The following is a 14,327-nucleotide window of genomic DNA, read 5'->3' as shown; positions in this document are numbered from 1 at the left end:
TCCCGACCGCACCGCCGCGCCTATCCGGTCCGGCTGCTTTCGGCAGAAACCATATGCGCCCAGTCGCCCATCCCCCCACGCCCGGCTGGAAAGCCGAGGGTCGCGAAACGCTCCGCCTGGCGGGGCCGCTGGCGCTCGCCAACCTGTTGCAGATGCTGACCTATGCGATCGACGTGATGTTCATCGCGCGGCTGGGGCCGGACGAACTGGCCGCATCGGCGCTGGCCGTCGCGCTGTTTGGTCTCGTCCTGTGGTCGCTGCAGAGCCTGACCGGAGCCGTCGCCCCGATCATTGCCGCCGACCTGGGCGCGCGCGGCCCCGCGCTGAGGCCGGTGCGGCGGGCAACCCGCATGGCGCTGTGGCTCGCCGTCATTGTCTCTATCGCGGGGATGGGCGTGTGCATGATGATCGGTCCGCTGATGCAGCTGACCGGGCAGGAGCCCCGCATCGCGGCGCTTGCCACGAGCTACATGGACGTGCTGGTCTGGTCCGCTCCGCTGATGATCGTGGCAGGCGTGCAGCGCAATTTCGTCGCCGCTCTGGGGCGGCCAATCTTCGCCACCGTCATTACCGCGCTGGGCATCGGCGTGAACGCGCTGGGCAATTATGCTTTCATCTTCGGCAATCTCGGCGCGCCCGAGATGGGCCTGCCCGGTGCCGCCGTCGCGACTTTCATAACGTCCGTCGCGATTGCCGCCATGTATGCAGCCGCCATCCGGTTCGACCCGCGCCTGCACCGCTACCGTATCATGGGTTTCTTCTGGCGGCCGGACCGGGCGCGCTTCGCCGAAATCGTGCGCATCGGAACGCCGATTGCCATCACCGTGCTGGCGGAAGCAGGCGTGTTCGGTGCAGCCGCCTTCCTGATGGGGCGCGTGGGCGGGCTGGAACTTGCCGCGCACACCGTGGCGCTGAACCTGGCGGCCTTCGCGTTCCAGGTGCCTTTCGGCGTGGGCCAGGCAGCCACCATACGGGTAGGCTATTTCTTCGGCGCGGGCGATCCGGAAGGGGTTGGCCGTGCAGGGTGGATGGGTGTCGCCATGGGAACAGGCTTCATGGTGATCACGGCCACGGCGATGATCGTTGCCCCGGAGGCATTGCTAGCCCTCTATATCGACCCCTCAGACCCTGCGAACGGGCAACTGATCCTGATCGCAACCGGCTTTCTCGCCATCGCCGCCGCTTTCCAGTTGTCGGACGGGGTGCAGGCGGTGGCGGCGGGCGCGCTGCGCGGTTTGAAGGACACGCGCATCCCGATGTGGATCGCGGTCTTTTCCTACTGGGTGCCGGGCTTTGGCCTCGCCGCCGGGCTGGGGCTGGGCACGCCGCTGGCCGGGAAAGGCGTATGGATAGGCCTGGCAACCGGGCTTACTTTCGCCGCTGTCCTGCTGCTGTGGCGCTGGCACCGGCGCGAGGCGCTCGGCCTTACCGCGCCCGGAGTGAAGTAGCGCGCCAATCGCCCGCCCCATCGCTCACCCTGTCGCGCGGGCTGATTTTTTCTCGCCCCTGCCCATTGACTCCGCGCCGCTGCGCTACCAAATCCGCGCCGCTGGCACTCCCCGCAGGAGAGTGCCAATCGTAACAACACTCATTATTAGGAAGAGGTCACAGACATGGCATTCCGTCCGCTGCACGACCGCGTACTGGTCCGCCGCCTCGAAGCCGAAGAAAAGACGGCAGGCGGCATCATCATCCCCGATAGCGCCAAGGAAAAGCCGAGCGAAGGCGAAGTCGTCGCTGTCGGCAACGGCTCCAAGGCCGAAGACGGCACCGTCACCGCTCTCGACGTGAAGGCCGGCGACCGCGTGCTGTTCGGCAAGTGGTCCGGCACCGAGGTGAAGATCGACGGTGAAGACCTGATCATCATGAAGGAAAGCGACATCATGGGCGTGCTGGGCTGATAGCCCCTCCCCCGACTGCTTTTCCCCAACACAACGATATTCCAGGAGAAACGATTATGGCTGCCAAGGACGTACAGTTCGGCCGCGACGCGCGTGAGCGCATCCTGAAGGGCGTGGACACGCTCGCCAACGCCGTGAAGGTAACGCTGGGCCCCAAGGGCCGCAACGTCGTGCTCGACAAGAGCTTCGGCGCACCGCGCATCACCAAGGACGGCGTGACCGTCGCCAAGGACATCGAACTGAAGGACAAGTTCGAGAACATGGGCGCGCAGATGCTGCGCGAAGTCGCCAGCAAGGCGAACGATTCCGCCGGTGACGGCACCACCACCGCCACGGTGCTGGGCCAGGCCATCGTGCGCGAAGGCATGAAGTCGGTTGCTGCCGGCATGAACCCGATGGACCTGAAGCGCGGCATCGATCTCGCCGTGGAAAAGGTCATTGCAGACCTCAAGGCACGTTCGAAGGACGTGTCCGGATCGGGCGAGATCGCCCAGGTCGGCATCATCTCGGCCAACGGCGACCGCGTGGTCGGCGAGAAGATCGCCGAAGCCATGGACAAGGTCGGCAAGGAAGGCGTGATCACCGTCGACGAGAGCAAGGGTCTCGAATTCGAGCTCGAAACCGTCGAAGGCATGCAGTTCGACCGCGGCTACCTGTCGCCCTACTTCGTTACCAACCCGGAGAAGATGACGGTCGAGCTGGAAAACCCCTACATCCTGATCCACGAGAAGAAGCTTTCCAACCTGCAGGCCATGCTGCCCGTGCTGGAAGCCGTGGTGCAGGCCGGGCGTCCGCTCCTCATCATCGCCGAAGACATCGAAGGCGAAGCGCTGGCCACCCTCGTGGTCAACAAGCTGCGCGGCGGCCTGAAGGTTGCTGCCGTGAAGGCACCGGGCTTCGGCGATCGTCGCAAGGCCATGCTGCAGGATATCGCCATCCTCACCAACGGCGAGATGATCTCCGAAGATCTCGGCATCAAGCTGGAGAACGTCGGCCTGTCGATGCTGGGTGAAGCCAAGAGCGTCACCATCGACAAGGACAACACGACGATCGTCGACGGTGCCGGTGACGGCGAAGCCATCAAGGCCCGCGTCGAGCAGATTCGTGCGCAGATCGAGACGACCTCGTCCGACTACGACAAGGAAAAGCTGCAGGAACGCCTCGCCAAGCTTGCTGGCGGCGTTGCCGTGATCAAGGTCGGCGGTGCCACCGAAGTCGAAGTGAAGGAGCGCAAGGACCGTGTGGACGATGCGCTGCACGCCACCCGCGCTGCCGTGGAAGAAGGCATCGTTCCCGGCGGCGGTACCGCGCTGCTCTACGCCACGAAGGCGCTGGAAGGCGTCTCTGGCGCTAACGACGACCAGACCCGCGGTGTCGACATCGTGCGCCGTGCGCTTCAGGCCCCGATCCGTCAGATCGCCCAGAACGCTGGCCACGACGGCGCTGTCGTCGCAGGCAAGCTGATCGACGGCAACGACGAAACCATGGGCTTCAACGCGGCCACCGACACCTACGAAAACCTCGTGGCTGCCGGCGTGATCGACCCGACCAAGGTCGTGCGCACTGCCCTGCAGGACGCAGCTTCGGTTGCCGGCCTGCTGATCACCACCGAAGCGGCTATCTCGGAAATCCCCGAGGACAAGCCCGCTGGCGGCGGCGGCATGCCCGACATGGGCGGCATGGGCGGTATGGGCGGCATGGGCTTCTAAGCCCTTCCGCCCCATCCGGTCCCATCGACCAGAACAAGGAGGCCCGGCGAGAGCGATCTCGCCGGGCCTTTTTCGTCTTGCTCAAAAATCCGGGACCGTTACGAGGGTTCGTGGGTTTGAGCATCGTCGCAATACATTACAACCATCGATGAACGTACCGGCCGCCACTCTCATTTCCACCTCGGCGCGGCCGACCGACGAGTTGGCCGCGAAGCGCGAGCGCGTCGATGGCATGCGTTTTCACCTGCGGCATGCAACCCGCGACGAGCACGATGCAACGGAAGCTGCCTTCGCGTGCTTCGATCTCTCGACCCGCGATGGCTACCGCGACTTCCTGCTTGCCCACGCAGGTGCACTCGCAGCCCTCGAGCCGAGCCTGCGAAACGGCGGCTGGAGCGGATGGACCTCGCGCAGGCACTTGCTGCAAACCGACCTCCGCGATCTTGGCATTCTCCTGCTTCCGGACCTCGTAGAGGGAGCCGTGTCCCTGCCCAGCGATGCCCATCTGTGGGGTGCGCAGTACGTTCTCGAAGGCTCCCGCCTCGGCGGCGCGGTTCTGGCTCGCAATGTTCCTGCCGGCTGTCCCGTCCGATACCTGGACACAAGCGCATCCGACCAGGTTTCCGCCACGCGCCCATGGCAAGAATTTTGTTGCTCGCTGGAGGAAATTGCAAAACATCAAGGCGGAAGCTGGAAAGACGACGTAGAGCAGGGTGCTCGCACCGCGTTCGCTCTCTTCCGGCATCACGCAAACACGACTTCAGGGCACGTTTCTTGACAGACTTCCTTCCCGCCGACGCCAAGGTCGGGCTTACCAACTGCGATCGGGAGCCGATCCATATTCCCGGCGGGATTCAGCCTATCGGGTTCCTCCTTTCCCTCAGTGCGGACTGGCTGGTGCAGCGCGCCGCCAATACCCATCCCTACCTCGGCATCGAGCCGGAAGAACTGCTGGGCAAGTCCCTGCCCGGCGTCTTCGCGGAATCTGCGGTCCAGCTCATCCGCGCCCGCATTTCAATGCTTCGCGGCGAGGATTCGGTCGAGCGCGTGTTCGCCGTGCCGCTGCTGAGCGATGGCAGCCTGTTCGATCTCGCGCTGCATTTCTCGGGCCGGTCGGTCGTGCTGGAGGCAGAACCTTCGAAGGGCGACCAAGTCGAAGTCTCCTCCGCCACGCGCAACATCCTCGCCCGGCTGGCCACGTGCCGCGACGTGGAAAGCCTGCTGAACGAAGGCGCGCGGCAGGCGCGTGCCCTGCTGGGATTCGATCGGGCGATGATCTACCGCTTTGCCGGAGACGAGAGCGGCGAAGTCGTGGCGCAATCCGTCGCCCGCGGGTTCGACAGCTTCCTCGGCCTGAACTTCCCGGCGACGGATATTCCGCAGCAGGCGCGCAAGCTCTACATGCGCAACACCTTCCGCATCATCGGCGATGCCTCGGCACAGCAGGTGCCCATAGTGCAGCGCGGCGATGGCGAACCGCTGGACCTGTCGCTGTCGCTCTACCGCGCCGTCTCGCCGATCCACCTAGAGTACCTGCGCAACATGGGCGTGGCGGCCTCGCTGTCGATCTCGATCATCGTGAACGGGCGGTTGTGGGGACTGATCGCGTGTCACCACCACGAGCCGCTGATGCCCTCTTTCGCCCAACGCAGCGCGGCGGAACTGTTCGGCCAGATTTTCTCGTTGCAGCTCGAAAGCCGGCTCAACGCCGACACCTCCGATTACGAGATGAAAGCGCGCGATGTCGGAAACAGGGTGATGTCCGCCGCCGCGCAGGATCCGCACAAGCTGCTCGATGCCGAGTGGCTGTGGCACATGATGGGCGACGCGATCCAGTGCGACGGTCTGATGGTGCACATGGAAGGCGAAATCGCCGCAGCCGGTCTGCACCCGGACGAAGCCTTGTTCAGGAAACTGGTCGAGCGCCTCAACACCGAAGACGCGCAGGTGATCCATTACTCGAACGAAATCTCCAGGTATCTCGGCATCGAACCGCTCGACAACGGTGCCGCGGGTTTCCTGGCCATTCCGATCTCGCGCCGTCCGCGCGATTACATGGTGCTGTTTCGCGAGGAGCAACTGCGCTCTGTCCGCTGGGCGGGTGAGCAGGCGAAACACACGAGGCAGACCGACGACGGCGTCGAACTGACGCCGCGCAAGAGCTTCGAAGCCTGGAAACAGACCGTCACCGGCCAGTCCCGGCCCTTCACGCCCCCCGAAGTGGGGGTTGCCCGCTCGCTGCGCACCACGCTCCTCGAAATCGTCCTGCGATTGAGCGAAGCCGCCAGCGAGGAGCGACGGCGTGCGAGTGAACAGCAAAAGCTGCTGATTGCCGAACTCAACCACCGCGTGCGCAACATCCTTGCCCTGATCCGCGCCCTGATGTCGCAGACCCGGCGCGAGCAGGGCTCCGTGGCCGAAGTGGTCGATACGCTGGAAAGCAGGGTGAAGGCCCTCGCCAGCGCCCATGACATGCTGACTGCGGAAAACTGGGCACCCACCCCGCTGCGCACGCTGTTCGAGGTGGAATTGCAGGCCTACATGTCGGCCACGCGGCAGCGGGTGACGATGGAGGGGCCGGAAGTCAGCATCCAGCCCGCGGCCATCCCCATCATGGCGCTGGTGATCCACGAACTGGCAACCAACGCCGCGAAGTACGGCGCGCTTAGCGACAGTGGTTCCATCGCGCTGAAATGGCATTGCGACAGCGACAGGAACCTGGTCCTGAACTGGCAGGAAAAGGGTGGCCCTGCAGTGCAAAAGCCCGAACGGCGCGGCTTTGGCACCACGATTGTCTCTACTTCCATTCCTCACGAACTGGGCGGCGAGGCCAGCGTCGATTTCAAGGTCGGCGGGCTGGAAGCCTGTTTTACCGTTCCGGCGCGGCATATCGTTGCAGCCAGCGGACCCGGCACGTCCGACGCGGCCTCCGGGGAAGATGCCCCCGCGACGATCGATTTGCGAGGCGACACGGTTCTGCTGGTGGAAGACAGTATGCTCATCGCTCTCGATGCCGAGGACCAATTGAGGGAAATGGGCGCGGGCAACGTGATCCTTGCCGCCAGCGTCAATTCGGCCATGCGCGCGATGGAGGACGAGGTCACATTGGCCATGCTGGATTTCAATCTGGGCAACGAAACCAGCCTGCCCATCGCAGAGGAACTTCGCGAGAAAGGCGTGCCGTTCTTCTTCGCCTCCGGCTACGGCGCAAGCGACGTCATCCCGCCCGAGTTCGCCAGCGTGCCGGTCATCACGAAGCCCTACACCCGCGAGCAGATCGAGCAGGCCATCGCGCAGGTCAGGGGCTGAAGCGGGAAGGCAGGACGGGGATGCCCGCCTGCCTTCCTCTACCTTCTACCTTCTTCCTTCTAGAACTGGGCGGTCAGCCTCACCCAGCCGCCGCGGCCCTGTCCGGGAAGCCTCTCTCCCACCGGCACATCGGAAGCACCGACCCGGCTTCGCCCCGAAAGGTGCGGCTGGTAATAGGTATGGAAAATGTTCTCGACCCCGGCTTCCAGAGCCACCCCATCGAGCACCCGGTATCGGGCAAAGGCGCCGACCACCGCGTAGCCATCGCTCGGCTGCTCATCATTGGCCAGGGAGACCTTGCCCTGCCCGGCGGCGGCGAAGAGGTCGGCCCCGAAGGACAGCCGATCGCCGCTCCAGATCGCAGACAGCCGAAGGTTGGCGGGCGGAATGCGGTATAGGTCGTCGTCGATGTCCCGGCGCCTGGCCCGCACGACACCCGCCGTCCCGGCTATCTCGAGCCGGTCGAGCGGACGAGTCACGAAATCGAGATCCGCGCCAACCAGTTCGGCATCGACATTGTCGAACCGCAAAGGCGTGGGATCGCCATTCATCGCCGCGACCATCTCGACGGGACTGTCCACGACACCCACGGTCTGGTCGAACGGCGCGCCCTGGATGAAATTGTCGACCCGGCGATAGTAGACGGTCGGTCTGATCGACAACCTGTCGGTGAACAGATCGAAACCGGTCTCGGCGATCAGCGCGGTCTCCGGCTCCAGGTCGAGATTACCGACGTAGATGTTGCCATCGGCAAGGCCGAAACTCGCCTCGGTCGGCAGCCAGCCAAATCGCTCCAGCAGGCTCGGCACCCGCTCCTTGCGGGCCAAGGTCAGCCTGGGAGTAAAGCCGTCCTGTGGCAGCCACACGCGAAGCACGGCATCCACAGTGGTCGCCCCGCGCTCCCTGCCCGATGCCGAGAACGCGCCCGCCAGCATACGCGGCCCCATCGGCACCGCCGTTCCGAGTTGCGGCGTGCCTGCCGATTGCTCGGTCCGGTCAATCCGGGCACCGATCTCGAACCGCGCATCCCCGGCACTGCCGAGCCACTGCACGAAGGCACCATAGCGATCCGATTGCACATCGGGCTGCGCTTCGATGAAGAACGCCGCATTGGCCGGGTTGGTGATCGTGACGGACTTCTCTACCAGTTCCGCATCGGCGCCCAGTTCGACGTGGGATGCCGCAGATCCGAAGCGCAGCGCAGCTTCGGCCGTGGTGGTATCGGCATCGGCAAAGGTTGCCCGCGCCATCATTGGGGGTGCGGCTGGCTGACGGGTCGTCTGGTTGTCCATCAGGTGGCGAACGGCCACGTGCCCGACCCGCAGATCGAGTGCAATGTCCTGCGCGATATCCCCGCGGTATCCACCCTGGATGAAGTCCGTATCGAAATAGACGATATCCAGCGCGAACGGCGGATTGCCGGTCGGGTCTGTTTCGCTGCGCCGGTATTCGGCGAAGACTTCCCCTTCTCCGAGGCGGTACCCAGCGTGAGCGCCATAAAGGTTGCGCTCGAACGAGGTGCCGATCGCCGTGCCGCCGGGGAATTCGTAGTCATCGCCTTCCTCGCGGCTGGCAATCACGCCCAGTCGCCAGTCTGCCGTCGCCAGCCCCAGCAGCCCGCCCGCGGCATAGCTGTTGTCGACACTGCGATATTGCGCAGCGATATGGGCCTGCCATTCGGCGGAGTTACCTTGCGCGAATTCCGCCTGGACCAGCCGGGCGTTGACTGCCCCGGCCAGCGAAGGCCCCTGCGACACCGGCGCCACGCCGCGAGCGATTGCGACGCTTTCCACCAGAACGGAGGGCGCATAGTGCAGCGGCGGATCCATGGCATTGGGTCCACCGGTCGCGAAGCGCTGACCGTTCACCCGGCCAAGCACTCGCTCACCCGTCGATCCGCGATAGGACAATTGCCCCGAAAGTGCGCCATTGCCCACCAGCGCGCCGCCGGGAATCCGCGCGGCAATATCAGCCGTGTCGGCTGGAAAGGCGATGCCGGGAGGCGGTGCCAATTCGTCCGCCAATTCGGCAGAAGGCCGTTTTCCGGTAACGACGATGAGGTCGGTAAGCGCCGGGTTCTGAACGGCCGCGCCATCGGTTTCGTTTGCCTGCGCTGCCAGCGGCATGCACACGAGCGAGCAGGCAGCGCCAAGCGCCGCCTTCGAAAGGGTATTCATGAAAATCTCCATTTGTCTGAATTTGGCTGGATTCAGACGCGGGAGGGCGGCCCCCTGGCTTGGTAGGCGCGGATCGCTTCCAGCGAGGGTACCGGGTGTTCCGGTGCCAGGGCGAAAGCTCCAGCCGGAGCGGCGGTTCTGGCCAGAATCAGCGGCTGCTGTGGCAGTGTGGGCCCGCAGGCGCTGCAACACGGGTTCGCGGTATTGTCGCTGTCGTGTTCGCCGTGGCCGGAAGGCGCCAGGTCGTGGGCAGCGGCCATCTGGTGATGGCCGGTTTGCGCCACCGGCTCGCTGGGCGACATTCCCCGGGTGCAGCACGGCGCACCGACGCATATGCGCACTGCCAGTGCAACAAGCAGCAGGACTTGCAGGAGGATTGACTGGCGCGGCATTGCGTCCGGCGCTCTATGGTGCATCCAGGCGGCTGACAACGCCTTCCTTGCGAAGGGCATGAAGCCGGTTTGACCGGCCCCGCCGGTGTTTGCGTTTGACACGACTGGAAACTTGCGGTCCTCTCCCCGGCACAGGGGGGCAGCGAATGGACACACGAAGGAAGCCGCCGCGCGTCATCGGGCTGGGCAGCGCCGTGCTGCTCAATCTCAACGGCGTTGTGGGTGCCGGAATCTTCGCCTTGCCGGCCTTGCTCTACGCGGGCGCTGGCAGCCTCGCGCCGCTGGCCATCCTCGCCTTTGCGCTGCTGTCGGCATCGCTCGCCGCCGTCTTCGGCAAGATGAGCGGGCTGTTTTCCCAATCCGGCGGCCCGCAACTCTATGTCGAAACGGCATTCGGACGCTTCGCCGGATTCGAGGCCGGCTGGTGCATCCTCGGCGCAAACATTGCCGCGAGGGCGGCCAACTTCCACGTCATCGTGTCCTACCTTGCATCGGTCTTCCCGGTGTTTGACGACCCGGTGCTGCGCATGGCGACCATCCTTGCGCTGATCGCCCTGTTCACCTTGCTGGCAATCTCAGGCACGCGCCGGTCCGTCGGCGCGCTGTGGGTGGGCACCGTGCTGAAGCTGACGCCGATCCTGGCGCTCTGCCTTGTCGGGCTTGCGGTCAACGGACTGCCCGACACTTACGTTGCACCGCAATTCAGTGAAGTGGAGGCCACCGCCCTGCTGCTGGCCTATGCGTTCTCCGGCGGAGGCGTTTCCACGATCTCGGCGGGAGAAACGAAAAACCCGCACCGCACTGTGATGTGGTCGATGTATATCAATCTCGCAATCGTCGCGGCTCTCTATGCGCTGGTGTTGCTGGCCTATGTCGCAGTCGCGCCCGAGGGCGTGAATTCCGACCGGCCGCTTGCCGCAGCAGGCGAAGCCGTTTTCGGCCCCGCAGGCGGCATCCTGATCGCGCTGGCAGCGATCTTCTCCATCGGGACCGGGCAGCTCAATTACTTCGTGACAATGCCGCGCATCTTCTACGGCATGGGCTGCCGGGGCTTGCTTCCGGCCCGCTTCGCCAGTGTCTCGGATCGTTTCCAGACCCCGTGGTTTGCCATCGCGGTCTATGCCGTAATCGTCGCCTTCCTGGCCTTGAGCGGAACTTTTGCCTCGCTGGCGGTGCTCATGGTGGCAACCGAAACGCTGGTCATTCTTGTGGCGATAGCCGCCTTCGTGGCGATGTGGCGTCGCAATACCGGCGGGCTGGGCAGCGAACTGGGCGCTGGCTGGGCTGTGATTGTCGCGATTGCCCTCGCCTTCAAGGCCTGGCTGATGGCGCAGGTGCCGCTTAGTGCGGCCTTGCCCACCCTCGGTATCCTTGCGGTGGGCGGACTTGTCTACATGCTCGCACGCCACCAGGGCGGAGACGTGGAACCTATCGAGATTCGCGAAGCTCCGCAGGCGCGAGCAGCTTCCTAGAAGAAGGGGGCGGAAGATGTTTCGCCCGCCCCCATCCAGTTCGGGACGTTACCCACCCATCCGGCTTTCCTCGACCGCTTCCAGCACCTCGTCGCTCCAGGTGACGGGGAACTGCGTCTGCGGGTTGAACACGCCGTCCTGGAAGCTGGCAGCTTCTGCCGCCGCGATTTCGGCTGCGGTCAGGTGTTCGCTCGGCTCCAGTGCGAAAACGTCGATGCCGCGTGCGATCTCGGTCGCGTAGATGCGACCGTTGTACCAATAAGCCGACCAGTAGCCGCCGGTAACGAGCTGGTCCGTGTCGATCGGGCCACGGTCGAAATAGGCGATTTCGTAGGGGTTCGCCGGATCGGTGAAGTCGATCACGGAAACTCCGCCCTGGTACCATGCCTGGACGAAGATGTTGCGGCCCGGCACCGGAATGATCGAGCCGTTGTGCGCGACACAGTTCTCGGTCTCGCCCTGCGGCGCGGGCAGCTTGAAGGTGCCGCGATATTGCAGTTCCCCGTCCTCGATGGCGTAGAAGGCGTTGGCGCCCCATTCGCGCGGGTCGCTGGCCTGACAGCGCGGGCGACCGCCGCCGCCCCACTCGTCAGTGAACAGCACGATGTCGCCGGTGTTGTTGAACGTGGCCGAGTGCCAGTAGGCGAAGCCGGGGTCGACCACCTCGTCCATGCGCACAGGGTTCATCGGGTCGGAAATGTCGAAGATGATGCCGTTGCCCGAGCAAGCCCCCGCCGCGATGTTGCGCGCCGGGAACACGGTGATGTCGTGGCACTGGTCGGTGCGGCGGGTGTCCTGCGTCTGGTCGCCGTGGTCACCGCCCAGCCACAGGCCGGCAAGGCGCCCCGTTTCGGGATCGGCGAACACGCGCGGGCTGGAGACGATGCGCGCCTCCCCCGGATTGGCGAGCGGGATTTCGATCACGTCGATGCTGAACAGCGCGGTGCGATCGTCGCCCGGAACATCGCCGATGCAGAATTCCAGCTCCTCGGTCTCGCGCACGGAACCAGTGCCCGAGTTGTAGACGATCAGGCTGGTGTCGGTCTCGGTGACGATGGAGTGGGTGTGACTGCCACGGCAGGTCTGCACCTGGCCGACCTGGCGCGGGCGGGTGACATCTGAAATGTCGAAAATGCGAAGGCCGCGGAAACGCTCTTCGCTCACGCGGTCGGTCACGCCCTCCAGGCCGCAATCAGTGCGACCGCGGGTTTCCTCGACGCTCATGATAAGCAGGTCGCCCGCGATGGACACGTCGCCCTGCCCGCCGGGGCAGACCACCGAGCTGACCAGCTGCGGCACACCGTCCGCGCCCAGGCGATAGGCGTTGAACCCGTGATAGTTGCCCGCCACCATCAGGTCGCCTGAGAAGGCGATGTCCGTGTTGGCGAAGTCCAGCAGGCCGCCGCGCTCTGCGAAGCGGGGCTCGGCTTCCTCTTCGCCATCATCGCGCGGATCGGAAGATGCCATCGCATGACCCCCATGCCCGGCGTGCTGGGAATGGTCCATTTCGCCGGCTTCTTCGGCGGTTTCGGCCTCGTCTTCATCGGTGTCGATGCGCGGGCGCAGGTCAGCCGGATTTTCCGGATCGAAGAAGCCCGCGGGCTTGCGCAGGAAAGCGACGTGGCGAAGGTTGCTGATCGCTTCGCCCGCATCGAACACGCCCGCGGCCAGCGTGGCGCGAGGATCGTCGGACAGGCTGACGAGGAAAGCGTTCATCCGCTCGATCTCGGCGTTCTGGTCGTTCACCACTTCGCTGGTGAATTCGTACATCACCGGGTCCGCCGCCGTGCCGCGCTGGTTGTGCAGTTCATTCACCATGGTGATTGCACCCTGGTGGTGGCGGACCATCAACTCGAGGAAGTAGCGATCGAAATTGGTGCCGCGCGCGGCGGCCAGCGCTTCCATCTGCTCGGGCGTTGCCATGCCTTCCATGCCGGAATGGCCGGCGTGGCCCATACCTGCCATTTCCACCAGTTCACCGCGATCGGTGAGCCAGCCGCGCATGAAATCCATCTCGTCCTTCTGTGAGGCATCGATCCGGCGCGCCACTGCCAGCACTTCTGGCGTGTTGGTACGCTCCTGCACCAGCGCCGCCATGTCGACAGCCTGCTGGTGGTGCACGATCATGCCCTGCATGAAGGCGACGTCCGCCGGGGAATAGCCGTTGCGGGCAAGCTGCGTCGCTTCCTCCTCGCTCAGCGTGCGCGGTTCTGCCCCGATGGGTCCGGGCTGCACGATGGACACGTCCTGTGCAGCAACGCTGGTGGCGCCGGCAAGCAGGAGGGCAGCGAGCGAGACGCCCGCAGCGAAGCGGTTGCGATTGTTCATGTAAATGCGATTCCCGGGACTGGTTTCATTCGCACCTATAGGGCCCGGAAAGCCCGCTCACGTCAAGCGTGGACATTGGCTCATGCGCGGTTGCGGGTGCCGCTTGCGAGGCACGAGCCATGACGATAGCTTCTTCGACCGGAGCAACGAGGGGAGATTTCATGATGCGCAGCGCCATCATTGCGGGTGCCCTGCTGATCGGCCTTGCGGCCTGCGGCAGCGAGACGGAGACTGTCGAAAGCGAAAGCGCGAACTATTCCGCGCGGCAGTACATGCAGGCCGTCAACGACATCGCGCGCATGGACGATCGCCAGTACGACGAAACCCGGCAGCCCGCTGAGTTGCTGGCCTTCGCCCAGATCGACAAGGGCGAAGTCGTCGGCGACTACATCATGGGCGGGGGCTACCTCACGCGCCTGCTGGCCACCGCCGTGGGCGCGAATGGCAAGGTCTATGCCTTCCAGCCGGAGGAGTTCATCGCCTTCCGTCCCGAATACGCGGACGAGCAGGATGCCGCCGTGGCGCCCTACGCCGATAGCGAGGGTAACCCGGTCAACGTTGTCCCGTTGCGAGGCCCGATTGCAGAGCCGGGCTGGCCCGAGCCGCTCGACACCATCATCACGGTGATGAACTTTCACGACCTCTACCTGACCGATTTCCCGGAGGGCACGGCAGAAGAGGCGGTGCAGATGCTGTACGATTCCCTGAAGCCCGGCGGCACGCTGGTGGTGGTGGATCACCTCGCGGCAGAAGGCGGCGGGGTCGAAGCGGCCAACACCGTGCACCGCATGGACAGGCAACTGGCGCTGGACGCGCTGACGGGCGTGGGCTTCGAACTGGAAGAGGAATCAGACCTTTACGCCCGGCCCGACGACCCGCGCACCGCCAACGTCTTCGACGATTCCATCCGTGGCCAGACGGACCAGTTCACCTGGCGCCTGAGAAAGCCGGAATAGCACCGATTTCGGTGCCCTTTCCGGGGCACCAATCGCTTCGCTGCCCGTTGCTTTGAGAGAACACCAATTGGCAGGAGAGAACC

At 64.8% G+C, this 14,327-nt stretch carries 10 protein-coding genes; 7 read left to right on the top strand and 3 right to left on the bottom strand.

What is annotated here, in order from left to right; genetic code table 11:
* Positions 1–53: 53 nt before the first annotated feature.
* The 5 genes from D4Q51_RS04075 to D4Q51_RS04055 all read left to right on the top strand — a co-directional run bounded on the left by D4Q51_RS04075 (position 54) and on the right by D4Q51_RS04055 (position 6,919).
* Positions 54–1,448: an MATE family efflux transporter gene (locus tag D4Q51_RS04075; RefSeq protein ID WP_120076468.1), complete on the top strand. Its 1,395-nt coding sequence runs from the start codon at positions 54–56 to the stop codon at positions 1,446–1,448.
* Between the two features lie 165 nt (positions 1,449–1,613).
* The gene (groES, locus tag D4Q51_RS04070) at positions 1,614–1,901 is read left to right on the top strand and encodes a co-chaperone GroES (protein WP_119586592.1); all 288 of its coding nucleotides are present in this window, start codon (positions 1,614–1,616) and stop codon (positions 1,899–1,901) included.
* A gap of 56 nt (positions 1,902–1,957) precedes the next feature.
* The gene (groL, locus tag D4Q51_RS04065) at positions 1,958–3,610 is read left to right on the top strand and encodes a chaperonin GroEL (RefSeq protein WP_120076467.1); all 1,653 of its coding nucleotides are present in this window, start codon (positions 1,958–1,960) and stop codon (positions 3,608–3,610) included.
* Between the two features lie 148 nt (positions 3,611–3,758).
* Positions 3,759–4,388 carry a biliverdin-producing heme oxygenase gene (locus D4Q51_RS15915; RefSeq protein WP_240624555.1) on the top strand — a complete coding sequence of 210 codons (630 nt, stop codon included), beginning with the start codon at positions 3,759–3,761 and terminating at the stop codon, positions 4,386–4,388.
* Positions 4,385–6,919 carry an HWE histidine kinase domain-containing protein gene (locus D4Q51_RS04055; RefSeq protein WP_240624554.1) on the top strand — a complete coding sequence of 845 codons (2,535 nt, stop codon included), beginning with the start codon at positions 4,385–4,387 and terminating at the stop codon, positions 6,917–6,919. The genes D4Q51_RS15915 and D4Q51_RS04055 overlap by 4 nt, the downstream gene beginning before the upstream one ends.
* A 59-nt stretch (positions 6,920–6,978) precedes the next feature.
* On the opposite strand, the gene D4Q51_RS04050 is transcribed toward D4Q51_RS04055, so the two are convergent.
* Both D4Q51_RS04050 and D4Q51_RS15625 read right to left on the bottom strand, forming a co-directional pair.
* The gene (locus D4Q51_RS04050) at positions 6,979–9,096 is read right to left on the bottom strand and encodes a TonB-dependent receptor (RefSeq protein WP_162925127.1); all 2,118 of its coding nucleotides are present in this window, start codon (positions 9,094–9,096) and stop codon (positions 6,979–6,981) included.
* Between the two features lie 32 nt (positions 9,097–9,128).
* On the bottom strand, positions 9,129–9,488 hold the full coding sequence (locus tag D4Q51_RS15625; protein ID WP_162925126.1) for a hypothetical protein: 360 nt from the start codon (positions 9,486–9,488) through the stop codon (positions 9,129–9,131).
* A 146-nt stretch (positions 9,489–9,634) separates the two neighbouring features.
* Here D4Q51_RS15625 and D4Q51_RS04045 point away from each other — a divergent pair, with 146 nt between their 5' ends.
* Positions 9,635–10,960 (top strand): APC family permease, encoded by a 1,326-nt coding sequence (locus D4Q51_RS04045; RefSeq protein WP_120076463.1) that lies wholly within the window; start codon positions 9,635–9,637, stop codon positions 10,958–10,960.
* Positions 10,961–11,008: 48 nt separating this feature from the next.
* Here D4Q51_RS04045 and D4Q51_RS04040 read toward each other — a convergent pair whose 3' ends face one another.
* Positions 11,009–13,288 carry a DUF305 domain-containing protein gene (locus tag D4Q51_RS04040; protein WP_120076462.1) on the bottom strand — a complete coding sequence of 760 codons (2,280 nt, stop codon included), beginning with the start codon at positions 13,286–13,288 and terminating at the stop codon, positions 11,009–11,011.
* 161 nt (positions 13,289–13,449) lie between these two features.
* Here D4Q51_RS04040 and D4Q51_RS04035 point away from each other — a divergent pair, with 161 nt between their 5' ends.
* Positions 13,450–14,244 carry a class I SAM-dependent methyltransferase gene (locus D4Q51_RS04035; RefSeq protein ID WP_120076461.1) on the top strand — a complete coding sequence of 265 codons (795 nt, stop codon included), beginning with the start codon at positions 13,450–13,452 and terminating at the stop codon, positions 14,242–14,244.
* The last annotated feature ends 83 nt before the right edge of the window (positions 14,245–14,327 follow it).

Source organism: Aurantiacibacter odishensis, from assembly GCF_003605195.1.
Taxonomy (GTDB): Bacteria; Pseudomonadota; Alphaproteobacteria; order Sphingomonadales; family Sphingomonadaceae; genus Alteraurantiacibacter; species Alteraurantiacibacter odishensis.
The sequence above is the reverse complement of the archived record's forward strand: the minus strand, read 5'-3'. Positions and strand labels throughout refer to the sequence as shown.